The 23,967-nt window shown below is 69.4% G+C and carries 21 protein-coding genes; 12 read left to right on the top strand and 9 right to left on the bottom strand.

All coding sequences use genetic code 11. From position 1 onward, the window contains the following. The first annotated feature begins 1 nt into the window (after position 1). The 3 genes from E0H45_RS34790 to E0H45_RS34780 are packed head-to-tail and all read left to right on the top strand — an operon-like array spanning position 2 to position 4,160. Positions 2-1,000: an AAA family ATPase gene (locus E0H45_RS34790; RefSeq protein WP_238155560.1), complete on the top strand. Its 999-nt coding sequence runs from the start codon at positions 2-4 to the stop codon at positions 998-1,000. Then, the gene (locus E0H45_RS34785) at positions 997-2,124 is read left to right on the top strand and encodes a DUF58 domain-containing protein (RefSeq protein ID WP_131345339.1); all 1,128 of its coding nucleotides are present in this window, start codon (positions 997-999) and stop codon (positions 2,122-2,124) included. Before E0H45_RS34790 ends, E0H45_RS34785 begins: the two co-directional genes overlap by 4 nt. After that, positions 2,121-4,160 (top strand): transglutaminase TgpA family protein, encoded by a 2,040-nt coding sequence (locus tag E0H45_RS34780; protein WP_131345337.1) that lies wholly within the window; start codon positions 2,121-2,123, stop codon positions 4,158-4,160. The genes E0H45_RS34785 and E0H45_RS34780 overlap by 4 nt, the downstream gene beginning before the upstream one ends. Here E0H45_RS34780 and E0H45_RS34775 read toward each other — a convergent pair whose 3' ends face one another. Continuing rightward, the gene (locus tag E0H45_RS34775) at positions 4,161-5,630 is read right to left on the bottom strand and encodes a serine/threonine-protein kinase (protein ID WP_165546690.1); all 1,470 of its coding nucleotides are present in this window, start codon (positions 5,628-5,630) and stop codon (positions 4,161-4,163) included. Positions 5,631-5,832: 202 nt separating this feature from the next. On the opposite strand from E0H45_RS34775, the gene E0H45_RS34770 reads away from it, so the two are divergent. Next, a complete protein-coding gene (locus tag E0H45_RS34770) occupies positions 5,833-6,393 on the top strand; it encodes a hypothetical protein (RefSeq protein WP_131345333.1) in 561 nt (186 codons plus the stop codon). Continuing rightward, complete coding sequence (locus E0H45_RS34765; RefSeq protein WP_131345331.1) at positions 6,393-6,929, top strand: hypothetical protein; 537 nt, start codon at positions 6,393-6,395, stop codon at positions 6,927-6,929. The genes E0H45_RS34770 and E0H45_RS34765 overlap by 1 nt, the downstream gene beginning before the upstream one ends. Here the strand turns inward: E0H45_RS34765 and E0H45_RS34760 are convergent. The 7 genes from E0H45_RS34760 to eccD form a co-directional block, all read right to left on the bottom strand. Next, the gene (locus E0H45_RS34760; RefSeq protein ID WP_131345329.1) at positions 6,924-8,573 is read right to left on the bottom strand and encodes an AAA family ATPase; all 1,650 of its coding nucleotides are present in this window, start codon (positions 8,571-8,573) and stop codon (positions 6,924-6,926) included. The genes E0H45_RS34765 and E0H45_RS34760 overlap by 6 nt on opposite strands. Next, complete coding sequence (locus E0H45_RS34755) at positions 8,570-9,604, bottom strand: helix-turn-helix transcriptional regulator (protein WP_131345327.1); 1,035 nt, start codon at positions 9,602-9,604, stop codon at positions 8,570-8,572. The genes E0H45_RS34760 and E0H45_RS34755 overlap by 4 nt, the downstream gene beginning before the upstream one ends. Positions 9,605-9,836: 232 nt before the next feature. Next, the gene (locus tag E0H45_RS34750; RefSeq protein ID WP_165546689.1) at positions 9,837-10,418 is read right to left on the bottom strand and encodes a type VII secretion protein EccE; all 582 of its coding nucleotides are present in this window, start codon (positions 10,416-10,418) and stop codon (positions 9,837-9,839) included. Between the two features lie 460 nt (positions 10,419-10,878). Next, positions 10,879-12,093: a hypothetical protein gene (locus E0H45_RS34745; protein WP_131345323.1), complete on the bottom strand. Its 1,215-nt coding sequence runs from the start codon at positions 12,091-12,093 to the stop codon at positions 10,879-10,881. A gap of 12 nt (positions 12,094-12,105) precedes the next feature. Next, complete coding sequence (locus E0H45_RS34740) at positions 12,106-12,429, bottom strand: hypothetical protein (protein WP_131345321.1); 324 nt, start codon at positions 12,427-12,429, stop codon at positions 12,106-12,108. Between the two features lie 26 nt (positions 12,430-12,455). After that, positions 12,456-13,871: a type VII secretion protein EccB gene (gene eccB / locus E0H45_RS34735; protein ID WP_131345319.1), complete on the bottom strand. Its 1,416-nt coding sequence runs from the start codon at positions 13,869-13,871 to the stop codon at positions 12,456-12,458. 3 nt (positions 13,872-13,874) lie between these two features. After that, on the bottom strand, positions 13,875-15,215 hold the full coding sequence (eccD, locus tag E0H45_RS34730) for a type VII secretion integral membrane protein EccD (protein WP_131345317.1): 1,341 nt from the start codon (positions 15,213-15,215) through the stop codon (positions 13,875-13,877). Positions 15,216-15,329: 114 nt separating this feature from the next. Here eccD and eccCa point away from each other — a divergent pair, with 114 nt between their 5' ends. The 5 genes from eccCa (at position 15,330) to E0H45_RS34705 (ending at position 21,907) form a co-directional block, all read left to right on the top strand. Then, complete coding sequence (gene eccCa, locus E0H45_RS34725) at positions 15,330-19,187, top strand: type VII secretion protein EccCa (protein WP_131345315.1); 3,858 nt, start codon at positions 15,330-15,332, stop codon at positions 19,185-19,187. A 12-nt stretch (positions 19,188-19,199) separates the two neighbouring features. Beyond that, positions 19,200-19,673, top strand: a complete 474-nt coding sequence (locus tag E0H45_RS34720; RefSeq protein WP_131345313.1) for a hypothetical protein — start codon at positions 19,200-19,202, stop codon at positions 19,671-19,673. A gap of 10 nt (positions 19,674-19,683) precedes the next feature. Beyond that, positions 19,684-21,132: a hypothetical protein gene (locus E0H45_RS34715; RefSeq protein ID WP_131345312.1), complete on the top strand. Its 1,449-nt coding sequence runs from the start codon at positions 19,684-19,686 to the stop codon at positions 21,130-21,132. Positions 21,133-21,273: 141 nt separating this feature from the next. Continuing rightward, positions 21,274-21,597 carry a hypothetical protein gene (locus E0H45_RS34710; RefSeq protein ID WP_131345310.1) on the top strand — a complete coding sequence of 108 codons (324 nt, stop codon included), beginning with the start codon at positions 21,274-21,276 and terminating at the stop codon, positions 21,595-21,597. A 13-nt stretch (positions 21,598-21,610) separates the two neighbouring features. Beyond that, the gene (locus E0H45_RS34705; protein WP_131345308.1) at positions 21,611-21,907 is read left to right on the top strand and encodes a WXG100 family type VII secretion target; all 297 of its coding nucleotides are present in this window, start codon (positions 21,611-21,613) and stop codon (positions 21,905-21,907) included. A 55-nt stretch (positions 21,908-21,962) separates the two neighbouring features. On the opposite strand, the gene mycP is transcribed toward E0H45_RS34705, so the two are convergent. After that, positions 21,963-23,156 carry a type VII secretion-associated serine protease mycosin gene (mycP, locus tag E0H45_RS34700; protein ID WP_131345306.1) on the bottom strand — a complete coding sequence of 398 codons (1,194 nt, stop codon included), beginning with the start codon at positions 23,154-23,156 and terminating at the stop codon, positions 21,963-21,965. A 110-nt stretch (positions 23,157-23,266) separates the two neighbouring features. Here mycP and E0H45_RS34695 point away from each other — a divergent pair, with 110 nt between their 5' ends. Next, positions 23,267-23,596 carry a YbaB/EbfC family nucleoid-associated protein gene (locus tag E0H45_RS34695; protein ID WP_202872655.1) on the top strand — a complete coding sequence of 110 codons (330 nt, stop codon included), beginning with the start codon at positions 23,267-23,269 and terminating at the stop codon, positions 23,594-23,596. Next, positions 23,589-23,966, top strand: coding sequence for a hypothetical protein (locus E0H45_RS34690; RefSeq protein WP_131345304.1), 378 nt, complete (start codon positions 23,589-23,591; stop codon positions 23,964-23,966). Before E0H45_RS34695 ends, E0H45_RS34690 begins: the two co-directional genes overlap by 8 nt. The last annotated feature ends 1 nt before the right edge of the window (position 23,967 follow it).

The raw sequence follows: 23,967 nt of genomic DNA, 5'->3' as shown, positions 1-23,967 counted from the left end.
GATGCGGGAGGCGGGGCACGGGATGGAGCCGCAGCAGGCGTACGAGCTGATCTCCGCGAACATCCAGCGGGTGATCCGCGGCAAGCCGCAGGTGGTCCGGCTGGCGATCGCGACGCTGTTCGCCGGCGGGCACTTGCTGATCGAGGACCTGCCCGGGCTGGGGAAGACGAGCCTGGCCCGCAGTCTCGCGCGCAGCATCGGGGGCCGCTGGAGCCGCATCCAGTTCACCCCGGACCTGCTGCCCGGCGACATCACCGGGGTCGTTGTGTACGACCAGGGACAGGGCAGGTTCGTGTTCCACCCTGGTGGCGTCTTCGCGAACGTCGTGCTCGCCGACGAGGTCAACCGCGGTACGCCGAAGACGCAGTCCGCTCTGCTCGAGGTGATGGCCGAGCGGCAGGTGACCGTCGACGCTGACACCCATCGCGTACCGGACCCGTTCATGGTGCTGGCCACGCAGAACCCGATCGAGATGGAAGGCACGTACCAGTTGCCGGAGGCGCAGCTGGACCGTTTCCTGCTGCGGATCGAGATCGGCTACCCGGACCTGGACGCCGAGATCGAGGTGGTCGCGCTGGACGGCGCGGGACCGACGCCGGACGACCTGGAGCCGGTGATCGACCCGGACACGCTGCGAGGGGTCGTCGCCGCGGTCCGGTCGGTGTACGTCGACGAGGCAGTGATGGCCTACGCAGTACGTCTCGCTGCGGCGACCCGGCTGCACAGTGCAGTCCGGTACGGCGCTAGCCCGCGGGGCAGCATCGCCCTGATCCGCGCGGCCCGTGCGATCGCCGCGACCGACGGACGGTCGTTCGTGACACCGGACGACGTGAAGAGCATCGCGCATCCGGTACTGGCACATCGCCTGGTGCTGACGGCGGACGCCGCGCTGGCCCGTCGTACGGCGGAGAGCGTTGTGGACGACGTACTCGAAGACACTCCGGCCCCTGGCAATCCGGTACGGCGCGACCTCAAGCGGGCTCTTGGCGTCGTGTCATGAGGACCAGGCTCACGCCACGAGCCTGGGGAGTGTTGGTCGGCTCGATCGCCTTGCTGGTAGCGGGTCAGCTGCTCGGCTACCCCATGCTGCGAGTGCTGGCGGGAGCTGGTCTTGCTGCGGTGCTCATCAGCGTGTTGACCGTCGTACGTCGTCCTAAGGTGACTGTGGAGCGCGTGCTGTACCCGGACCGAGTCGAGTGCGGTCAGCCTGCCTTGGCGCGGCTGATGGTGCGCAACGAGTCCACGCGGCGACAGCCGGCGTTCGTTGCCGCCGACACCGCTGGTGCGCACCAGTCCGAGGTTGCGGTCACGGCACTGGCGCCGAACGGCGTCGCGACGTACCATTACGAGCTGCCGACCGCTCGTCGTGGGCCACTGCCGGTCGGGCCGTTGCTGCTGCGTCGCTCCGACCCGTTCGGCCTCGTGTCCTGTCAGGTCTCGATCGGTAGCGCAGCCACGCTCCTCGTCCACCCGAAGCGGTACGCCGCTCGTACGGCGACTGGCATCCGGCAACGGCACCACTTCGAAGGGCCGGTGTCCGCTGGTCCGCTGCGCGGCTCGATCGACCTGCGCCGGCTGCGTGAGTACGTGCCCGGTGACGAGGTCCGCCACGTGCACTGGAAGGCGTCCGCGCGAGCAGGTCGGCTGATGGTCCGCGAGTACGTCGACCCGGACCAGCCGCGACTGCAGGTATTGCTGGATACGCGTACGACAGCACTGACCGCAGACCAGTTCGACACCGCTGTTTCTGTCGCGGCGTCGATCCTGGTGGTTGCTGCACAGTCCGGTCAGCGGTTGCGGCTCACCACACCCTGCGGCACGGACCACGACGTACAGTCCGTCAGCGATCTGCTCGACGAGCTCGCCAGGGTCGAGCAGGCGACGAACACCACCAACCTGCTCGAGTCTCTGCCGGTTGGACGTGACGGCGGCGCACTGGTCGTGTTGACCGGCGACACCGCTGGTCTGGCCGAGGTGCCGAACCTCAGGTCGAGCTACCGCCCGGTGGTGTGCATCGACGTGACCCATGACGAGCCGGCGCTGCACACCGGTGCCGGCGTCCACGTCATCCACGCCAACGCAGCACAGAACGCAGTCGACGCCTGGAACGCCGTACCCGCATGACACGACGGTTGCCGATCCTCGGAGTCCTTGCTGCCGGTGTGGTGGCGGGGCTGCTGTTCGCGCCGCTGTTCGGTACGTCGGCTGTGCTCTGGCCGATGCTGGCGGTCGCCGTAGTTGCGTACCTGGTTGAGGAAGGGATCCTGCGTCGACCGCAGCTTGCTCGCTGGCGGGTGCCGCTGACGCTGGTTGGTGGAGTCGTCGCACTGCTGGCGGTCATCCCTGGTGCTGCTCGTCGACCGGTGTCCCTGTGGGATGCGGTGACGTCCGGTTGGCGTCGTACGCTCGAGTCGACGTGGCCGGCCACTCCGTCACCGGATCTGGTTGCGTTTGTACCGGTGCTGGTTCTCCTCGCCTGTCTGGTGGGCGCGCGCGTGCTGCAGCGGTCTCGGCTGTTGGCGTTGCTGCCTGCGGTTGTGGTGGCCGGTCTGTCGCAGGCGTACGTCACAGTGACCGGACTGGACGCAGTACTCGTCGGACTGGCGCTCACTGGCTGTTTCGCGTTGGTGCTGGTGCAGTGGCCGAGTGAGCGTGCCGCCTGGGTCCGTCTGGTCGCAGCACTCGCCGCCATGGCAGTTGGTGCCAGCACTCTCGGGCTGGCGTTGCCGACGTCCACTGCGGCCCACCTGGCGAAGCCGAGCCCGCCTGACTCACCCACTGTGCTCAGCAACCCGCTGACCGAGATCGCCGCGCGACTGCACTCGCCGGACACCGTGGTGTTCACTGCCCGAGCTGACGGTCCTGTGGACCGCTGGCCGGTGATTGCCCTGGACAACTTTGACGGAGTGACCTGGACGGCCGCACCGAAGTTCCAGCGCCTCGGACGCGAACTGCCACTCGACTCCCACGTGACGGTGCCGGTACGACGGCAGTCGGCGGATGTCGCGCTGGCGGACTGGTCGCTGCCGTGGCTGCCCAGCCAGACGCGGACGCTGTCGGTGGTGGACGACCTGCCGCTACTGGTCGATCCGGCGTCCGGTGCGTTGCTGGCCGAGCAGAAGCGACCGTCGCAGTACCGGGTCACCTGGGCCGAGCCGACGGTCGACTCGGACCAGCTGGCGTCGTCCGGCGTTGACGCGGACCCGAGCAGCGGTGCGGATCTCGGTGAGGTGCCAGTAGGCATCGACGACTTGGCCCGCAGCATCGCCGGTGACGTGCGGCCGTCGTTCCAACTGGCGCTGGTACTCGAGAAGTACCTGCGGACGAACTACAAGCTGGCCACCGGTGAGAACCTCCCCACCGGCCACGGGTACCCGCAGCTCAACCACTTCCTGCTGCGCAGCAAGCGCGGTACGTCGGAGCAGTTCGCCGCGTCGTACGTCGTGATGGCGCGGCTGCTCGGGTTGCCGGCACGGCTCGTTGTCGGGTTCAAGCAGCCGGACACACCGAGCCCGGACGGGACGTACGTGATCCGCAACCGCGACGTACTCGCATGGCCCGAGGTCGCGGTGACAGGGGTGGGCTGGGTGCCGCTCGACCCGACCGGAACCGCCACGTCCAAGGCGGGTGGTGGGCTGGCAGGTGCGGCGGAGACCGTGCGAAAGCAACTGCCGTCCAAGAAGGAGATCGAGCGCGAGCACCGGTCCGAGCCGACGCTGCCGGCGCCCGAGGACCCACAGACGGCGCATCACTGGCCGGGCTGGATGGCGTTGGTGGTGGTCGTTGCTGCGCTCGGGGCCATGGTGCTGTTGTGGATCATCGGGGTGCCGCTGGCCAAGGCGGTACGTCGTCGGCGGCGCAGGCGGCACGGGACGCTCGGAGCGTGGGCCGAGGCGCGTGACCTGCTGCGGGATCACGGCATGCGGGTGACTCCGGCCGCCACGGCACGGGACCTGGCACGTGACTCGGACGGTCCCGTGTCGCAGGCGATGACGTTGCTCGCCGGGTGCCTGGACCGGGCGTTGTGGTCGGGGCAGGACTCCGACCCGGACCGGGAGTTCGCGTGGTCCGCCGTACGCAAGGCTCAGCGCGGGCTGGCCGAGGGGCGGTTGTCGGAGCGGATCCGTACGACGCTCAGCGCGCGCAGCCTGATCGGGTGATCAGCGCTCGCACTGGGCGTCGCGGACCGGTCGCGGGTCGGTCTCCATCTTGTTGATGCCGTCGGTGGCCTGTACGGCGAAGCAGTACTGGATTCCGGGGACGACATTGACGCGGTACTTGGTGTGTTTGTAGACGAGCTTGACGTCCGCGGGTTGACCGACCTGGGCGATGACGACCGCATAGTTCACGTCGGACGGGCCGGTCCAGCTGAGGTCTACGTAGGTGCTGTGGTCGGCCGGTGGGTTCAGCTTGACTGCGAGCGCTGGTGTGGAGGCTGTTGTCGGGGTTGGGCCGCTGATCGGGGGTGTGTCGGTTTGGCCCTTGCGGTTGACCAGGGCGAACGTGGTGATGACAGCAGCCGCAACGACAACGCTCGCTGCCACAAGCAACCAGTTACGCCGCTTGACCCCAGCCACGGCCGGAGGCGCAGCAGGCGACGAGGCACCACCCGCCGGAGCGGCAGCGGGCGGCGGGCTCGCGGGCGACGGCCCCTGGCCTCCAGACTGCGGTGGGGCGGCCGGCGGCGTCGGTCCGCCAGTGGCTGGTGGTCCGGCAGGGGGTGACGGAGCAGCAGCCGGCTGTTGCGGAGCTGGGGTGGTTTTTTGCTGTGGGGTGGGGGCTGTTGTGGTGGGCCACGAGCGGAGGGTGGCTCGGGACATCACTGCCGGCCGCGGTAGGGGTGGTGTGGCGGGGGCGGCCTGCTTGGTTGGTGCTGCGGTGACAGGACGCACGGGAGGCATCGGCGCGGTCGTCGGTGTTGCCAACGCTGCGAGAGCCGCGGCGACGACCTCAGCAGACATGGGCCGCTTGGCAGGGTCCTTCTCCAGCAGTAGCGCGATCAGTTCCGCGAACTCATCCGGCAGTACTTCGAGACGCGCCGGCGGCTCGTTCAGCACGCGCAGGATGTGTTCGCCGGCTGTCTCACCCATCCGCGCAGCCAAGGGCGGCTTCCCGCTGATCGCAGCGTGCAGCACTGCACCCAGCGCGTACAGATCGGACGACGCAGTCAGCGTCCCGTCCCGCAACGTCTCAGGGGCGACGTACAGCTGACTCGGTGAGTTCAACGCGGCGTGCCCAGTGTGCTGGCCCAGCCCGAGCGTGAGCGCAGACAGCTGCGGACGCCCGTCCGGCAGCAGAACGACCGCACCTGGCGTGAGACCGCCGTGAATCAGCCCAGCACCGTGCAGAGCAGCCAGACCTTCCGCGAGCTGCCGACCAAGCACCGCCAGATCAGCAGGTGAGCGCAGCTGGCTGCGTATCTGCTCTGCCAGAGTCCCGGCGTCAGCGATGCTGATCAGGTACGGGAATCCGTCAGCTACACCGGACTCCAGCACCGACGCGACATGCGGATGACTGACCCCCTGCAGCGCCTTCGCCTGCTTGTTGAACGCCGCCGCCGTGCTCGCATCGACGCGGACCGGGTAAACCAGCGCACTGGCCGCAGTCCCTTGCCGCAGGCACCGGTACACCCTCGGGATCCCAGAACGGACCAGGACCACGTTTGTACACCCCGGAAGCGCCGGAGCGGAGTCAGGTCCTGCCTTGTCGGTCACGTGTCTATCTTCCCGTGTGAACAGGTCGTTCGCCGCCAGCCCGGCGCCTGCGGCCACACACTGGCCACATGCTGCAAGCGGTCTCGCAGCGTGCCTGGCACCTGTCAGCCTGAGAAACATGACTCTGTTGATGTTTCCGATCGGCCAGTGTCTCGGAGTGCACCTCACCGGCGCTGCGGAGAGTCATGTGCAACAGGTGCGGCTCGGCAGCGAGATCGTTGAGCTGACCGTCGAAGAGTTCGCGGTGTGGGCGCTGGCGCACGGTCTGACCGACGACCGCAGTCCGTGGGAGCGCAGCCGCATCGTCGCGCTTCTGGACGACAGCGAGATCACGAACGGCGCAGTACTGATCGACCGTTTGTTGACCAGGAACCTGCTGGCCGAGGTCGACCTGGACAGCCCCGCCGACTTCGCAGCCGGCCACAGGCTCCTTCCGCTGCAACTCGGCCTCGGGAACACGTCGGAGATCCCCACGATGTTCAGGTCGGGCACTACCGAGCTGGCACTCACCGGGATGACCCGAACGCTCTACGACCTCTGGCTGTGGGGACACCTGTCTCCCAATCTGCTGATCGCGTGCAAGGAACATGAAGCCGACCTCACCGCCGTACTGACCGCACTGCATTCGCTGCTCGGTCCGAACGCAGCGTGCCTGGACCTCGCCGTACAGGAGTACTGATGACCACTGTCTTTCCGGTCGGCCACGGCGCCGGACCCGAGTCGGAGCACCACGTCATCCGCGTCGGCCGTACGGCGGAAAACCTGAGCGCAGCCGAGTTCGACGTCTGGGCTCTGGCGCACCGCTGGACCACCGTGACCGAACTGGTCGCCGAGTGCCTCGCCGCCGACATCGACGACGCGGAGCAGCACGTCGACGCGTTGCTGAGCCGAGGCGTGCTGACGCAGGCCGACGACGCTACCGAGTTCGCGCACCGGTACCGGCTGCTGCCGCTGTTCGTGGGGTTCGGCAATCGTCCCGACGACCTGGAGCGGTTCGCAATCGGCGTACCGGGGCTGGAGCCGCTGGCCCTGGTGAGTACGACGACGTACGAGCTGTGGCAGTGGGGCTGGGTGGCGCCGTCGCTGTGGGCGCACTGCGAAGTACTCGCGACGATCGGCGAGCCGGGCACACCAGGTGCCCAGCTCGACGTAGTACTCGACGGGGTTGCTCAGCTGTTGTCGGACTTCGTTGCTGTCCTCGAACCGGTCTCATGACACCGCTGCGGCCACGTCAGCGAGCTGCAGCGTACGCAGGTCGCTGAGACCGGGCATGCCGTCGAGCCGGCGCAGGCGCTGCGACTGTGCCTTCCGGGCCCGGTCGAACAGCCGACGCGCGTCGCGGGCGTTGCCGAAGTTCGCTGCCTGTGAGACCGCCGCGAAGTGTTGCTGCAGGATCGGTGCGGCCCTGGCGTCCAGGTCGTACTCGTTCGCGGCGACCATCCGCTGCACGATCAGGGTGAGCTCGTCAGGGGAGTAGTTCTCGAAGTCGATGGTCTTCGAGAACCGCGACGCGAGACCGGGGTTGGCGTCCAGGAACTGCTGCATCTCGTGGCTGTATCCCGCGACGATCACCGCCGCCTCGTCGCGATGGTCCTCCATCAGCTTGACCAGGGCGTCGATCGCCTCCTGCCCGAAGCTGTCGTTCTCGGCGCCGGCCCGCGACAGCGCGTACGCCTCGTCGATGAACAGCACGCCACCTAGCGCGTCCTGGAACACCACCGAGGTCTTCTCCGCGGTGTGACCCTGGTACTGGCCGACCAGGTCGCGTCGTGCGACCTCGCTGAACTGCCCCTTCGGCAGTACGCCGAGTGCCGCGAGCAGCTTGCCGTAGATGCGGGCGACCGTGGTCTTGCCGGTCCCGGGACCGCCGGCGAACACCAGGTGGTGGCTCAGACTGCCGACCGGTAGCCCGGCCTTCCGTCGCCACTCGTTGACCTGGATCTCGTCGATGAGGCTACGTACCTCGTCCTTCACACCTGCGAGTCCGACCATGGCGTCCAGCTCAGCCAACAGTGACTCCACGTCTGCGGCGGCGGGCTCGTCCGTGGTCGCGCGTGGCTCCACCTGCACTGCGGCTGTCACCGAGACGAGCTCCGGTTCGGCCAGGTCGAGTGCTGGTTCGGCTGTGTTCTCCCAGCGGCAGGACACGACCTCTCCGTGGCAGCGGCGCCCGAACACCACAGCCGGTCCGGCGGTGTCGCGGATCAGTGTGTGGCTCAGCATCGCGGTGGAGTCGTAGGCGATCAGCACGCCCGCTTCCGACGTACCTGAGACCTCGCAGCTCTCGATGGTCGGTCGGCCGTACTGGTACGCGTAGATGCCGCGGCGTCCGCAGTCGGTGAACTCGCAGTCGCGCAGTACGACGGCTGCGCCCAGGCGGATGATGACGCCGTCCGCGGACACACCGGACACCTTGGTGTGCTCGACCTGCGCAGTGCAGTCCTCGAGCACCAGCCCGTGTTCGCCGCCGTCGACTTTGCAGTGTGACACCGACACCTCGGCCGGGCCGGTGACGAGTACGACCGGACCGAAGCGGCCCGAGAGCGCGCAGCGTTCGGCACGCAGCGCACCGCCGTTGAGCTCGACTGCTGGGGCGTCACCGGCCCGGATGGTCAGGTCGCGGAGGACGAGTCGTCCGCCCGCGGTCCGCAGTACCGGAGTCTGAGCCGAGGTGGCGTCGATGACCACGTCACCTGCGTCGGCAGTCAGGGTCACCGATCGGTCCGCGAGGTCGATGACCTCTCGGTAGACGCCCGGTGCGATCGAGACGACCGCGTTGTCGGGGGCGTCGAGTACTGCGGCTCCGATGCTCGGGTAGGCACCTGGACGGTCCGGTGCCACCAGGAGGGTGCGGCTCATCGCGTCCCCGCCCAGCCACGCTCGGCCGCCTTCAGCCCGGCCTGGAACCTGCTCTGGGCTCCGAGACGGGCCATCATCTCGGACACCATGCGGCGTACGGTCCGGACCGACACACCCAGCTGCGCGGCAGCGGACGCGTCGGTGCCGCCGTCGCCGAGCAGGGAGAGTACTTCGCGTTCGCGGACGGTCAGCCCGGACGCGTCTCCCAGTCCGGTCGGCTGACGCAGCGGGGTGGCCGCGTGCCAGATGCGCTCGTACAGCTCGGTCACTGCGCCGACTGCGGACGCCAGCCGGAGGATGCTGACGGCGCCGCGACCGGTCCGGTCGGCGGGCAGGGCCACGGTCGCTGAGTCGACGATCATTGCGCAGAGCGGGACGGTGGTCGCCGTACGGACCTGCGCGCCGTTGCGGGTCAGTTGCTGCAGCCGGCGGGCCAGCATCGGGTCGGTACGGGCGGCGTCCGGGACCAGGATGCGGTAGCGAACCGGAGGGGCCAGGACGCCGGTGCCGAGCTCGCGGAGTCCCGCGATCGGATCGGCGAGCGCTGCGGTGGCCGGCGTACTCACCAGCACCTCACCGGCTGCTGACTTGAGCAGACCCTCGATGGTGCGCTGTGCGGCGGCCGGGCTGCCGGCCCAGTCCAGGGCGCTGTTGCCGTCACCGAGCGGCGCCGGGTGGCGGCGGGCGAACTCGCCGGCGATCTCGGCCGCGGCGACCCGGCTGCGTTCCAGGTCGCGGGTGACGCGGGCCAGGTCGGCCTCGCGTTCGGCGAGCAACGCAGTGAGGCTGAGGCGCGGGTTGAGCGGGCGGACCACGTCGCCCGAGCTGCCGCGGGCAAGCAGTCCGAGGCTGGTCAGGTGCTCGATCACCTGGTGGGTCGCGGCGTCGTCCAGCCCGAGCCGCTCGCCGAGCTCGGCCGGGGTCCAGGAGGGCCGCTCGAGGACAACCAGGTAGGTGCGCTCGGCGGTCGCGTCGACGCCCAGATGGGCGAGCCGCCGTCCGGTGGTGCGGACCTGCGGCGCGGATTTCACAGCTCGCGGGTAGCGGGCCGTACGGAGGTACGAAGCGCCTTCGGAGGGCTCTGAGTGGTACACGGGACACCTCGCTCGATTCGGTCGAGTCGGTGCGACTCGGTGAACACCAGAACCATCGCGGCCCCCCATCCAGCGCGAATCTCGCCGCTGTCCACGCCGGATACACCCGATACATTCCCTGTCCAGCGCGCTGATCCAGCCGCTGTATCAGGCGTGAATCAGGCGCGGATCAGGGCAGGGAGGCGAGGAACGCGGCGCGCTGCCGGCCGGTCCGGGGGACCGCGACCGGGGCGGGAGGGGCGTCGGCGTGGGCCAGAACCAGGGCGTGGTCGAGGTCGCTCGAGGTGGTGACGGTGACGGCACCGGCCTGCTGCAGTGCGAGGTGCGCAGGTACGGCGTACATCCGGTAGCGGCCTGGGCCGAGGCCGAGGGCGTCCCACTCCTCGGAGATGTGCTTCGGGGTGAGGGTGGTGAGCAGACCGGTCAGGTCGTTCGGGTCGAGCGGCTCGGCGCGGAGGCCGCGACGGCGGAGGCGTTTGGTGAGCCGGCGCACGGTGTTGGCGAGGAGCAGTTCCAGCTCGGTGTCCTGGTGGCGGCCGGCGGATCGGAGCGCGGTGACTGCGATCCAGGCGCGGCCGGGTCGCCGAAGCAGTTTCACCCGCAGACCGGTGTGCTCCTCGATCAGCTCGGCCGGAGTCAGGTCTGGGGGTACGTCGCTCTCCAGTACGACGGTCACGCCGTCGGGCCGGATGATCGTGCCCGCCTCCACGTCACCTACCTCGAGGCGTCCGCGGACCCCCTCGACCGCCACGAACCGAGTGCCCCGCACCAGGTAGCCACCGGCCAGTCGAAGCCACTCGTAACACCACAACCCACGCCACCGGCAGGCGGTAGTCACCAGCACCCCAACAGCCACCAGCCCTGCAGCCACATCAGCAACCCACCCCCGCCCAACCAGCCAAGCCACCAGCCCGACCCCCACCTCCCAACACACCACCTGTCCCAAGCCAACCCGCGCACCACGCACCGGAGCAGGCGCAGGTACGGCAGCCGATGCCAACGGCACGACGGGAGCGGGACTAGCTGCGGAGACAGGTGCGGGACGGGACGCCGCTGCTGGTGCAGGCCGAGCAGGTGGAGTTGGCCTGGCAGCCAACTGAGCGGTGCGGGGTGGAGCGACTGTGGTGGTGATGAGGGTGTTGGTGAGGCGGGGTGCCGTGGGGGTGGCGGCGGGGGCGGTGGCTGGGGTGGTAGTCATGCGGCCTCCCGGCCTATGGGTGTGGGGTGAAGAGTTCGTCGTCCAGCAGCGGACCCGGGGTCTGGCGCCGGGGGCGGGGGAGCGTGAAGTCCGCGTCCTCGGTAGGGCGGCCTTGGAGGGCGGGCTGCACGCCGGACTCGCGGAGGTGGTCGTCCTTGGCGGAGCGCTTGCGGGAGCCGGAGCGGACCTCGTTGGAGCCGCCCCCACCGGACGCCCCGGACATCGGCGGAGTGATCGCGGGCATTGACTTGGCGGCAGCCGCGGCGCCCCGCGCAGTACTACCGGCCAGCCCCGGTTCACTGCCCGCCGCGATCCGTGCCCCGGCAGCCGAGGATGCGACTCCCGGCGTACTGCGGAGGGAGCTGGTCATTGCGCCAACCGTCCCGGCGAGAACCGCGGCCGGGATCCCACCGGGCGACCCACCGGCTGCACCGACTGTCGACAGCGGCACCCCGATCGACGGACTGGGCACCGATGCCGTCGTACTGGCCCCGCCGGCCAGCGTCAGGTCCGGATGGATCATCGTGCCGGGCAGGTCCTTGTACCCGGGCAGCTTGGTCAGCGTGTCCTGCGCGTCGCCGAGACTCCCCGACTGCGCCAGCCCGGTGACGGTCTGCACCAGGTTCGCGCCCTTCTCCAGCGCACTGAACAACTTGTCCGTCGCGTCCAGCACATCCGTCACCGACGCGGCGGTCACCGGCGACGACGGCATCGCTCCGCCACCGCCCGGCCCCTGCCAGCCCTGAGTCGGCTGCGGTACGGCGGTGGGCGCCTGCATGACCACCCCGACCGCCTCCATCATCCCGCCGCCGACCTGCTGCAGACCGACCGCGACCTGCGCCGCGAACGGCCCGATGATCGGTACGCCGCTCAACGCGACCGCGGTGTCGTACCCGCTCTGCAGCGCCGGCATCACCGCCTGCGCCGCATTCAGCGCCGTACCGCCCAGCCGGAGTGCCGCGGACATCGCACCGGTGTACGCCGCCCACTCGCCGAGCGACGCGAGACTGCCGACCACCTGTCCGTTGAACGCCATCTGCGACACCGAGCCGATGCTGAGCGGCCAGGTGGCGATGGCAGAGTTCGCCGCACCGAGGTCGCCGTGCGTGGCGAGCAGCTGCTGGCACGCCGAGCCCCACATGTCGGCGCCCGCGTGCCAGGGCTCGGCGCGCTGCCCGTACAGCATCGTCGCCATCGCGTTCAGTTCCATCCCGAAGTACGCACCCATGATCGCGTCCCGTCAGTCCGTTGCCGTCGGCAACTCGTCGGCGAGCGTCCGGTGCGTGATCGCGTTCGACTGGTCGGTGGACTCGAAGCGGCCGGCGATCGAGAGTGCGGCGTCGATGAGGGTCGCGATGCCGTTCGTGGCCTGCAGCGTGACCGTGCCGGTGTTCTCCACGCAGAACCGGACGTGCGCGTCGACGGTCGCGCTCTCCGGCATCGAACCGGCCAGCGGCGGCGTCGCCTGGACGGTGCCGGAGACCGGGGTGACCGTCGCCAGTGGGGCGAGCGCCGCGAACTGGCGTAGCTCGTCGGGCACCACAGTCAGCGTGCCGATGTCCATCTTTCCTCCTGAGGTTGAGGGATTGGTCAAGGTCCGATCGGGTAGGTCGCCGCGTCGGGATCGAGCGCGTGACCAGCGGGCAGTCGGCTGATCAGCTCGGCCGGCAGCCGGACCACAGGTGGTTGGTCGTAACCGAGAACACCCAGTACGTCGCGATTCGCCAGCTGGTACCGCCGCCCGAGGTCACTCACGAACGACAACGCCCCGGACCCGGCAGGCTGAGCAGGTGACGCCATCGCCTCCACGACCGCCCCGTGCCCGGGCTGTACGACGACCACGTCCGCCAACGGCAGTCCGCCGGTGCCACGTCCGGTGGTGACACCTGCGTCGCCGGCCGAGGGCAATGAGCCGGCCAGGGTGAACCGCGGCCGGAACTCACCACCGGAGAACACGGCGCACACCGAGTCCCCCGACGACTCCGGTCGCGCGAACGTCGGCCGCGTGGTCGGCAACGCCGAGTCCGTGGTCGCCGTACCCACGCCACCCGACACCTGCGCCACCACAGCCGGATCCAACCGAACGGCCTCCGGCACGGACCCTGGATAAGCCTTCCGCGTCACCGGCGCCGTGCGCTGTACGTCGTACTGCAGCGAACTGATCGCGACCAGTCGATCCCGCTGCAGCAGGTAGTACTGTCCCTGCCCGGTCGACGTCTGTACGACGTACAGCGTGCCGATCCGACCCGGTCGGAGCAGACCGGACTGTGTGCCGGCACCAGGCACCGAGATCGGTCCAAGCGGCGGACCCGACGGAACGAGGTCCAGCCACACGGAAGGCACCTGCAACCACGCCTCGTTGTTCAACGCCAGCGCCGCCGCCACAGTGGCCTGCTGCTGGATGAGATGCCGGTAGCCGCGCCAGATGAGGTACCTCTGACCATCAGGCCCGACAACAAGCAACGAGTCAGACGCGGCACCGGACTGCTCGGTCCCGACCAGCAGAACCGACCGCACGACCGGACTGCCGGCCGAGTCGACACCTGGTTGTGCACACAGCGACCAGCCGCTCCCGAGTAGGCGACTCTTGGCTGGCAAGGAGTCCGGTGCGTCCGGGATCCCCACCCGCTGGCCACGCGGTACGCCGAGCAGCGACTTGGCAGACACCATCAGCGGCGCGCTGTACTTGTTCGCGAGCAGCAACGCCGACACATAGTTCGCCGCCGGGTACAGCACCCCGTCCCGGTATACGTACCGCGTGCCCGTCTCCTTCTCGACGATGACCCGGTCACCGGACTTCCAGGAGGTCTTGCCGCCCGGCGAAAGCGCCCCGTACACACCTGCGCCTGCAAGTACGAGTACGGCGAGCCCGATGCCGATGAGCATCGCGACGACGCCACGGCGGAACGGCGGGAACTCAGGGTCGGTCTCCCGCAGCAGCAACGCATGCGTCATGCGCTGCTGAACGAACTGGTGCGACTGCAGCTGATCCCGTTTGGAGGCCATGCGTCACCCACCCAGTCCGCGTACGTACGCGTACAGCCCCAGCACCCACAGCAGCACCGGCACCACGAGGAGGACCAGGACCACCTCAGCCAGCTCGGCGTACCGCGCCAGGTACGCACCTGGCCTGTGCCGCGCGTACCAGAGCCCGAGGAACGCAGCGACCGCCGAGAACCCCAGCAGCGAGTACGGCGTGAGCACGAGCAACCAGCCGAGTCCGAAGAGACCTGCACCGATCAGACTGAGCCGATGCGTCACCACTGGTAGCAACCGCGCGCGAAGCAAGCAGATCCCGACGACCAGAACCACCAGCACCCGTCCTGGTGTCGAACTGGACCGCGCCAGCACGCACAGGCAGCAGGCGAGCCCGACGGCGAGTCCGGCGAGGATGCCGGTGTAGAGCGCTGCAGAACGCAGTACGGCGGCGTACACCAGGCGTCGAGGCGGCTGGGGCGCGTCGGCCAGCAGATCCGCAGTACTGGTGGGCAGAACGGGTTTCGGTAGCCGACCGATCCGCATCGCGATCGGCGCGGCCATCGGTATCAACGCGACCGCCACGGCACCGACAACGGCAGCGGATCGTGTGCCGCCCAGCGCGCCACTCAGCCAGCCGGCAACGAGTGCGAGGACGCCCGCGGTCACCGAGGCCACGAACACCGCAGTGTGTCGCGCGATGCCGACGTACCCGATCAGCCCGAACAGCAGCACTGCCGCGCCGCCCGCGGTCAGCTGCGGCGCACCAAGCTCCGACAGTCGAAACGATGCGGCAGGCAACAAGGCTCCGCCGGCCAGCGCGAACACTATCGACACCGCTCCGGTGGTAGCAGCCGCCGAGGCATCGCCGACAGCACGCGACAGTACGACGCCAACCGTCATCAGCACGCCCGCGACGACCAGCGCGAAGAGGGCCACGGAGGACCACGGCGGTCCACTGTGCAACTCCAGAGCAAGTGCGGTGAGCAGGGCGGCCGCTCCCGCGACCAGTCCGCACCAGCGGGTCGCTCCTGGCGTCCAGGCGCGGCCACCGGACCGCGCATCGGTGGCGATAGCGTCCACGAGGTCGTCGTACTCGAGCTCCGGCCACTGCTGGTGTGCCGGTGCGAGATGCAGGACCTCGCCGTCCCTGACGTCCTGCCCGGCCAGGTCCCGGTGTGTCTCCAGCGCCTCGCCGTCGGGTCGTCGGAGGACCCAACCGCCTTGTAGTGCGCCGAAATCGGCGAGACCGTCGCCGGCGTGCCGCAGGATGCCGGGCAGCACCTCGGCCACCGTCGATCGCTCCGGCAGTGCCAGGTCGATGCGGCGTTCGGGTGCGTCGATGGTGACCTTGACCAGTCCACGAATGCTCACGGCAGCAACCGTGGCACGCACAGCATCACAGGGCCCTGTGCTTGCAGCTTGTGGACTGTCAGCAAGTGGCCGCCGCCCTCTGTGCTCCTGCCGCACCACCTAACGTCCTGGAGCATGTCGACAGTCATCGTCAGCAGACCGCCACGGCGCGACGGCCCGGCGCTGCCCACCGGCGACGTCACCCTGGATCCGCCGCCGGCGTTGCCGCAGCCTGCGAGCAGGCAGCTCTCGCAGTACGTGATGATGGTTCCGATGCTCGCGGGCGGTGCCGCGATGGCGTTGATGTACTCGACACTCGGCGGCGGCGGCCGGATGAGCTACATCGTCGGCGGTCTGTTCGGACTGTCCGCGCTGGGCATGGCGGCGGTGGCGTTCGCAGGACAAGGCGCACCACGCCGAGAGATGGCGCGCGCACGACGCGGCTACCTCAGGCACCTGTCCCAGCAGCGCATCCGGGCCAGGCGTGCCGTCACCCAGCAACGTACGGCGCTGTCGTACCTGCACCCGGACCCGACACAGTTGTGGACGTTGGTCGAGAGCTACCGGCTCTGGGAGCGCCGCCGCAACGACGCCGACTTCGCGATTGTTCGAGTAGGCACAGGTGCACAGCCGCTGGCCACACCGGTCGCTCCGCCCGACACTGCACCACTCGAGGAGCTTGAGCCCTTGTCCGCCGGTGCACTGCGCCGCTTCATCACGACGTACTCGTCTGTGCCCGGACTGCCCGTGGCGATGGCCCTGCGCGGCTTCTCCCGCGTGTACGTCGACGGTGAACCGGACCGTGCTCGCAGCCTGGCGCGTGCCCTGGTTGCTCAGCTGGCGACGTTTCACTCGCCGGACGATCTACTGATCACCGCTGTCATCGGTCCGGAGACCAGAGCGGACTGGGAGTGGCTGAAGTGGCTGCCGCACGCACACCACCCAGAGAAGTCAGACGCCCTCGGACCGATTCGGCTGATCAGCAAGAGCGTTCCGGACCTGGAGTCCGTGCTGGACGATCTGCTCGCACAACGGCCACGGTTCGACCCGGCCGCGTCGAGTCGGGTGGACGGCCCGCACATCGTCGTATTGATCGACGGCGGTGACGTAGTCGGCTCCGACCACCTGATGACTGGCAACGGCGTGGAGGGCGTCAGCGTCATCGACCTGACCACCCAGCCGCCACGGCTGCTCGATCGCTCCACAGTTCTGCTGGACGTGTCCGATGACGGCGCGCTGACCAGCATCACCATGGACGGCGAGTCGGATGTCGGTACGGCGGACAGCTTCACTACTGCAGACGCGGAGGCGCTGGCACGGCTCCTCGCGCCACTGCGCCTGTCGACCGGAACGGACGGCGACGAGAGCTTCGCGTCCGCGTTCGGACTGACCGACCTGCTGGGGCTGGGAGAGCCGTACGACTTCGACCCTGCCCGCCACTGGGGACCTAGGCCCAACCGCGACCGGCTACGCGTCCGGTTCGGTGTGACTGCCGACGGTACGCCGGTGGAGCTCGATCTGAAGGAGTCGGCCCAGGACGGCATGGGACCGCACGGCCTGCTGATCGGTGCGACTGGCTCAGGCAAGAGCGAGCTGCTGCGCACCCTGGTCCTCGCGCTGGCGGCCACCCACTCGTCGGACAGCCTCAACTTCGCACTGGTCGACTTCAAGGGCGGTGCCACGTTCACCAAGCTGGACCGGCTGCCGCACACCAGTGCGGTGATCACGAACCTCGCCGAAGAGCTGGCCCTGGTCGACCGGATGTCCGATGCGATCGGCGGTGAGATCATCCGCCGCCAGGAGCTGCTCCGGCGAGCCGGCAACTACGAGTCCATCCGGGAGTACGAGCTCGCCCGGGCCGCCGGTGCCGACCTGCCCGAGGTGCCGACCCTCCTGGTGATCTGCGACGAGTTCTCCGAGCTGTTGTCCGCCAAACCGGACTTCATCGACATGTTCAACCAGATCGGTCGACTCGGCCGCGCACTCGGCGTACACCTGCTGCTGGCCAGCCAGAAGCTGGAGGAGGGGCGTCTGCGTGGGCTGGACGCCCACCTGTCGTACCGGATCGGGTTGCGGACGTTCTCCGCGATGGACAGTCGCGTAGTGCTCGGAATCCCGGACGCCTACGAGCTGCCACGGGCACCGGGGCACGGGTTCCTGCAGATCGGTACCGAGACTCTCGTCCGGTTCCGTTCCGCCTACGTGTCCGGTGTACATCGCCCGGCGGTCAGCTCGATCGCGTCCGGTAGCGACAACGCGGACGACGTGGCGGTGTACACCAGTGCCTATGTGTCGAAGCCGGTGACAGAGGTCGAGGAGCAGCCGGAGGAGGACGGTGTCGGTGAGAAACTGCTCGACATCCTCGTCGATCGCCTGGAAAACAAGGGCAAACCGGCCCACCAGATCTGGCTGCCGCCGCTGGACGACCCGCCGCCGCTCACCGACCTGCTGCCGACGCTGACCGTCGACCCCGACTACGGGCTCACGGCGGCCGGACCACGTGGAACACTGCGCGTGCCGATCGGGCTCATCGACAAGCCACTGGAGCAGCGGCGTGACCCGTTGGTCGTGGACCTCTCCGCCGGCGCAGGGCATGCGGTGATAGTCGGCGGCCCACACAGCGGCAAGAGCACGGCGATCCGCACGCTCGTCTCCGCGCTCGCCCTGACCCACACCCCGCGCGAAGTGCAGTTCTACTGCCTCGACTTCGGCGGCGGATCGCTCACCACGCTCCGCGAGCTCCCGCACGTCGGCGGTGTGGCGTCCCGCCTCGACGTCGGCGCCGTACGCCGGACCGTCGCGGAAGTACTGCAGCTACTCAGCAACCGGGAACGCTTCTTCGCCGAACACGGGATCGAAGGCATGGCGTCGTACCGGGAACGGCGCGCGGCCGGCGAGTTCGCGGACGACGCGTGGGGTGACGTCTTCCTCGTGGTGGACGGCTGGCCGGTGCTGCGTTCCGACTTCGAGGAGCTCGAGACGACGCTCGCCGAGATCGCCGGCCGCGGCCTCGCATACGGCGTCCACGTGGTCGCGACCTGTTCGCGGTGGTTCGACCTGCGCGGCACGATCCGCGACCTGTTCGGCACCAAGATCGAGCTGCGGCTCGGCGACCCCGCGGACTCGGTCGTCGACCGCCGGGCCGCGATGAGCGTGCCGGCCGACAAGCCCGGTCGCGGCCTCGCAGGCAAGGGACATCACCTCGTCGTCGCGACGCCGGCCGGCGATCTCGGTCCGCAGCTCGCCGCGGCGTGGCCGGTGTCGGGTGCACCGCGAGTACGCCTGCTTCCGCTGCAATTGCCAGAGGAACAGCTGGCCGCCGTACTGCGTCGGCAGCCGGAACCACGCGCCGGGTTGCCCATCGGACTGGCGGAGCGCGACCTCGGACCGGCGTACGTCGACCTGGACGCAGACCCGCACTTCCTGCTGTTCGGCGACACCGAGACCGGCAAGACCGGGTTCCTGCGCTGGATCGCGCGCTCGATCGTCGAGCGCTACGAGCCCACCGAGGCGCGGGTCATCGTGGTGGACTACCGCCGCTCACTGGCCGTCGACGGCGAACACGTGATGGGAACCTTCACGGATCCGCGGGGAGTCGAGGCGATGGTCGCGGACCTGCTCCCGGTGCTCGAACGCCGGCTGTCCGGCGAGTGGACCGGGCCGCAGATCCACGTCCTGGTGGACGACTACGACCTGGTCGCCGGCCACACGAACCCGCTCGCCGGCCTGGTCGACTACCTCGCCCACGGCCGCGACATCGGCCTGCACCTGATCGTCGCCCGCCGCAGCGGCGGCGCCGGACGCGCGATCTTCGAACCCCTGATCGCACGCCTCCGCGACACCGGTACGCCGGGCCTCGTGATGAGCGGCGACAAGACCGAAGGGCCGCTGCTCGGCACCACCAAACCCCAGGCGCAGCCGCCCGGCCGCGGCCTCCTCGTCGGTCGCCGCGGCGACGCCCACCTCATCCAGCTCGTCAACTGCTCGATCTGACAGGAGTCACTGATGGTCCAGGTCTCACCGCAGGAACTGCGGGACTTCGCCGCGATGCTGCACCCGGCCGACTTCAACGCCCTCGCCCAGCGGCTCACGGGATTCGACCTGAGCGGCGGGATGCCGGACGCCGCCACGGCGAACGAGTTCATCAAGAAATGGGCGCCGCAGGTGGCCGGCTTCGGGCAGGACCTGGGTCGCGGTGTCGAGGCCTTCGGCACCATCGCCCAGAACGCCGCCGCCCGCTTCGAGACCACCGACCAGGTCTCGGCCGGCCGCTTCCAGACCACGGATCAGAACGCCAAGGACATCATCGCTACCGAACTGAACCCGGTCCGGCCCCGCGACTGGACCGATTCCGAAGGTCTGCCGCTCCCGCCGCCACCGCCCGTGGTGAGCGACCCGCCGAAGCCGGCCGCGACCACGACCCACGACCCGGACGTGGACATCCTCGCCCCCGGGCCGTTCGACTACCCGACCGACTGAGGGGTCTCCGATGGCTGACTACAGCAACACCTCGATGGCCGACATGGTCGCGCAGCTCGGCGGCGTCAAACCCGACGTCTGGCTGCAGGCCGGCGAGACCTGGACGACGACGGCAACCAACCTGCAGACCACGCAGGACAACCTGCAGCGCGCCTGGGACAACACCCACGCCTTCGGGGAGAGTGCGGCGTTCGCGAGTTTCCAGAACGAGGTCAACAACAGTCGCGCGTCCGTGGACGAGTGGCGACCGTTCGTCGAGCAGGTCGGCGGGCAGCTGACGAACATCGGCGGCACGATCGTCGACACCCAGCGGATCGTCGGCGGGCTGGTGCAGCCGTACGCCGACGCCGAGCGCCGGCACCTGACCGCGACGGACGCCACCGAAGGCAAGGCGGCGTTGCGCGAGATGGACGACATTCGCGGGCAGGCGGCCAACGTGATGGGCGTCCTGTCCTCGCTCATGCAGCAGACCTTCGAGCGAATCACCCCGGTTCCGCACGCCAAGTACGGCGGTCCGATGGCGCCGAAGCAGGCGGCGGACGACAATCCGAACGCCGGTGACCCGAACGCCGGTGATCCGAACGCGACGGCCGGCACCGGCGGCGGCAGCGCGCCAGGAGACCTCGGCGGCGCTCCGGCCGAGACCCCCGCCAAGGATCCGTCAACACCCAAGACACCGGAGGCGAAGGATCCGGTCGAGGAGGCCGGGAAGCTGATCGACGTGGTCGGCAAGGGGATCGACCTTGTCGGCAAGGTGCCGGAGAACCTGGACAAGTGGGTGACGCTCGCCCAGAACGCGAAGGATCTGCTCGGAGCTGACCCGTCGTCGGCGGGCACGACGCCGGACCCCGGCAGCGCGGTGTCGAACGGACTCACGACCGACGAGCCCGCGTTGGCAGGTAGTACCAGCACAGCGCCGATCTACAAGCCCGAGCCCTACACACCACCTACCACGAGCGGAGGCGGCTTCGGTGGCGGCGGTCTGGGCTCGATCGGCATGCCCTTCTCCGGCGGTGGCGGCGGTGGCGGTCACACCGGATTGCCGTCGGGTACGACGGACCGCCCGGCGTCATCGTTGCGCTCGGCAACTACTGCGGGCGGTGCCGGAGCGGAACCCGCACTGACCGGGAAGACCGCGACCTCCGCCACGACCGGAACGCAGTCGAGCGCGCCGCCGATGTATCCGCCGATGAGCGGAGCAGGTGCGGCCGGCGCCACCGGCCGCGGCGAGATCCGTCCTGGCGCGGCGGCATCCAAGCCTGGCTTCACCGTGCCGTCCGAGTCCACTGCATCCGAGCGGATGCGCCGCCAAGGTGTGCAGTCCGACCTCCAGGGCCGGACCAACGGCGAACACGGGACCCCGTCCGGAGCGCCCCCGCTGCGCAAGCGCAGGGCTTCCGCAAGCTCCCGGCGTACCGCCACCGAAGACGTGCTGGACGAAGAGCTGTGGAAGCTCTAAGAGGTGTCTGAGGACACCCGCTGACGGCACAACTGGCCATTCCATGGCCGCAACCGGAATGCGCCCGAAGGACGCGGAACCGGGACCTAGCGTGACATCGACCGGTGATCACGCGCCGGCAACCACCGAGGAGGAAACACCATGGCCGGTGTGGAGACCGAACTCCAGCGAATGCAGCGGACGGCGCACGAAGCCGCCACGATCGGCGACAACCTGAAGGCGGTGATGACCGCGCTCGACAACGCGATGGGCGGCCTCACCCCGATGGACGGGCAGATCAAGAACGTCTTCTGGCAGGGACACAACAACCACCTGGACGCGGTGGGCAGGCTCTGCGCGAAGCTGCACCAGATGTCCGAGGGCATCACCACCTCGAAGAACGGCTACGAGTCCGAGGACACCGGCAGCCAGGCCGCGTTCACCCAGGTCGGGTCCGGCACCGCACTCGACGTCACCAAGCTCTGAGGAAGGCGCACTCATGCTGATCAATTACCCATTGGACGCGATGGCACGTGGCGCGTTCGACATGGTCACCGCGAACCGCAAGGTGACCGAACTGCAGAGCCAGCTCCAGTCCGCCATCCAGGCGCTGCTCGGCGCATGGCAGAGCCAGGAAGGCTCGCCGCAGCTCCAGGCGGTGCAGCAGCTGTGGATTCAGGCGAACGAGGAGATCAACCTGGTCCTCAGCCGCCGGAGCGACGCTCTCGACGACGCACGGATCCGGATGCACCGCGCGGACCGGTCGGCGGCCAACGCCCTGGACATCCGCGCCTGATCCACCGCTCGAGCCCGGCCCCTGTTGATCGAGGGGCCGGGCTCCTGTCATTTCGTCAGCCGGCCCGCCAGCCGCGACGGCGGCCGAGCGGTACGACGACCGCGGCGATCACCACCAGCAACGCGCAGATCCCTGCCAGTACGGCGATCCGCCGCCCTTCGCGGCCCGCAAGGTTCCAGGCAGCCGTACGACGTTCCGCGGCCGGATCGACGGTCGACGGCCGGACAGGCGGCAGTACCGCAGGCTTCGTCGTACTGAGAACGTCCTGGACGGCCCGGTACGGGTTCACCACGCCGGCGCCGTACTGATCGGCCGGCCCGGACGCCGGGGTAGCGGTGGCGATCAGCCGGGCCGCGACTTCGGTGGCGGGCAGCCTCGGATCGGCTGCGCGGACAAGGGCCGCCGTACCGCTGACGAAACCCGTCGCGAAGCTCGTGCCGTCGTAGTAACGGTGACCGCGGACGCGGGTCGCGGCCAGTACGCCGCCGCCCGGCGCGGTGATGTCGACGTACGGCCCGACCTGCGAACTCGGGAGTCGCGAGCCGTCGATCGTCATGGCGCCGACACCCAGCACACCCGGGTACGCCGCCGGGTAGGTCACGGGATCCGGTCCCTGCTGGGCGTGGGCGTTGCCGGCCGCCGCGACGATCAGAGCGTCGTGGCGCTGGGCGTACCGCACGGCCTCGCGGACCGGTTTCTGGTCGGCGTACAGGGACAGCGAGATGTTGATGACGGTCGCGCCCGCGTCGACGGCGTACCGGATCGCGCCGGCGAACACGGTCGCGTCCACCGCCGCGCCCTGCTGCTCGCTCGCGTCGCGTTCGCTGACCCGGATCGGCAGGATGCGTGCGCCCGGGGCGACGCCGCGGAACCCGGTCCCGGGCAGCGGTCGCGCGGCGATGATGCTCGCCACCGCCGTACCGTGCGAGACGCAGTCGAAGTTCGCACGTTTGTCGCCCGGCGTCAGGACGTCCTTGCCGGGCAGGACCGCGCCGGGTTCGCGCAGCTGCGGATGATCGGCGTCGACGCCGGAGTCGATGACGGCGACCGTCACGCCGCGGCCGGTGCTGACCGGCCAGGCGCGTTCCGGCGCCAGCCAGGTGGTTGCCCAGGGCATCTTGGTGACCGGCTGCCCGCCGGCCTCTGCGGTCTGGCACTGCCCGGCCGGCGGCGTCGCCGACGCGGGGGTCGCGGTGGCGGCCAGCGCACCGAGTACGGCGGCCGCGGCTGCTGCTCTGACAGGCTTCACGATCCGGACCGTACGGCGCGGCCCGATCGGGCCACGGGTTCTGACCCCTTGTGGCCAAGGACTGACCACGATGCCACCGACCGCCGACGCTAGGAGTCGGAGGTGTTCCCATGGAGATGCCGAATCTCAACCTGGGCAAGGAACTAGCTGCGTTAGGCCTGAACAGCGGGCTCGACGAGTTGACTGCCGCGACCGACGCGCTGGATCGCGCCTTCGACGAGACGGTCGCGACGGCGGTCTCGCCCGACCGTCTCGTCAAGGTCACCGTGACCGGACGCGGCGACGTCCGCGAGATGGAGTTCGACCCCGGCATCTACCGCACCGAAGACCCGCGCGCACTGGCCGCGACGATCCTCGCCACCCTCGGGCAGGCCCACGCCGCCGCGGCCGCCAGGATGCAAACGGCGTACGACGCCTTCCAGGAGCACCTCGATGACTGACCGGATCCAGGTCGACTACCTCGGAGTGGCCCGGGCAGCGGACGTCTGCCGCACCGTCGGAGCGGAGGCCGGCCGGGAGACGTACCGGCTGCTGGGCGCGCTGACCAAGGAGGTGATCGAAGCAGCGGCCGGTCATGACGACTACGGCAAGCAGATCACCGACGGCTGGGTGAACAGCCATGCCGATACCTTCGACGACTTCGGCAAGGCGATCGGGGAACACCTGATCGGTCGTGGCGACCAGATGTCGTCCTGCGGGGAGAACATCAAAGCCACCGACGGCGACGCGTCCCAGCAGGTACGGGCGGCCGACCTCGGGCTCACCCAGACGCCGACAGGTTGGGCGATGACGCCGGCCGACGGCACCTGAA

The organism is Kribbella soli, from assembly GCF_004331345.1.
GTDB classification, from domain to species: Bacteria; Actinomycetota; Actinomycetes; order Propionibacteriales; family Kribbellaceae; genus Kribbella; species Kribbella soli.
Note: the sequence above shows the minus strand (reverse complement) of the source record. Positions and strands in the feature narration are given on the sequence as shown.

Excerpts from the sequence above, each read along its gene's own strand:
- E0H45_RS34790 (WP_238155560.1), top strand. The coding sequence starts at position 2 with ATGCGGGAGGCGGGGCACGGGATGGAGCCGCAGCAGGCGTACGAGCTG.
- E0H45_RS34785 (WP_131345339.1), top strand. The coding sequence starts at position 997 with ATGAGGACCAGGCTCACGCCACGAGCCTGGGGAGTGTTGGTCGGCTCG.
- E0H45_RS34780 (WP_131345337.1), top strand. The coding sequence starts at position 2,121 with ATGACACGACGGTTGCCGATCCTCGGAGTCCTTGCTGCCGGTGTGGTG.
- E0H45_RS34770 (WP_131345333.1), top strand. The coding sequence starts at position 5,833 with ATGACTCTGTTGATGTTTCCGATCGGCCAGTGTCTCGGAGTGCACCTC.
- E0H45_RS34765 (WP_131345331.1), top strand. The coding sequence starts at position 6,393 with ATGACCACTGTCTTTCCGGTCGGCCACGGCGCCGGACCCGAGTCGGAG.
- E0H45_RS34760 (WP_131345329.1), bottom strand. The coding sequence starts at position 8,573 with ATGAGCCGCACCCTCCTGGTGGCACCGGACCGTCCAGGTGCCTACCCG.
- E0H45_RS34745 (WP_131345323.1), bottom strand. The coding sequence starts at position 12,093 with ATGGGTGCGTACTTCGGGATGGAACTGAACGCGATGGCGACGATGCTG.
- E0H45_RS34740 (WP_131345321.1), bottom strand. The coding sequence starts at position 12,429 with ATGGACATCGGCACGCTGACTGTGGTGCCCGACGAGCTACGCCAGTTC.
- eccB (WP_131345319.1), bottom strand. The coding sequence starts at position 13,871 with ATGGCCTCCAAACGGGATCAGCTGCAGTCGCACCAGTTCGTTCAGCAG.
- eccCa (WP_131345315.1), top strand. The coding sequence starts at position 15,330 with ATGTCGACAGTCATCGTCAGCAGACCGCCACGGCGCGACGGCCCGGCG.
- E0H45_RS34720 (WP_131345313.1), top strand. The coding sequence starts at position 19,200 with ATGGTCCAGGTCTCACCGCAGGAACTGCGGGACTTCGCCGCGATGCTG.
- E0H45_RS34715 (WP_131345312.1), top strand. The coding sequence starts at position 19,684 with ATGGCTGACTACAGCAACACCTCGATGGCCGACATGGTCGCGCAGCTC.
- E0H45_RS34710 (WP_131345310.1), top strand. The coding sequence starts at position 21,274 with ATGGCCGGTGTGGAGACCGAACTCCAGCGAATGCAGCGGACGGCGCAC.
- E0H45_RS34705 (WP_131345308.1), top strand. The coding sequence starts at position 21,611 with ATGCTGATCAATTACCCATTGGACGCGATGGCACGTGGCGCGTTCGAC.
- E0H45_RS34695 (WP_202872655.1), top strand. The coding sequence starts at position 23,267 with ATGGAGATGCCGAATCTCAACCTGGGCAAGGAACTAGCTGCGTTAGGC.
- E0H45_RS34690 (WP_131345304.1), top strand. The coding sequence starts at position 23,589 with ATGACTGACCGGATCCAGGTCGACTACCTCGGAGTGGCCCGGGCAGCG.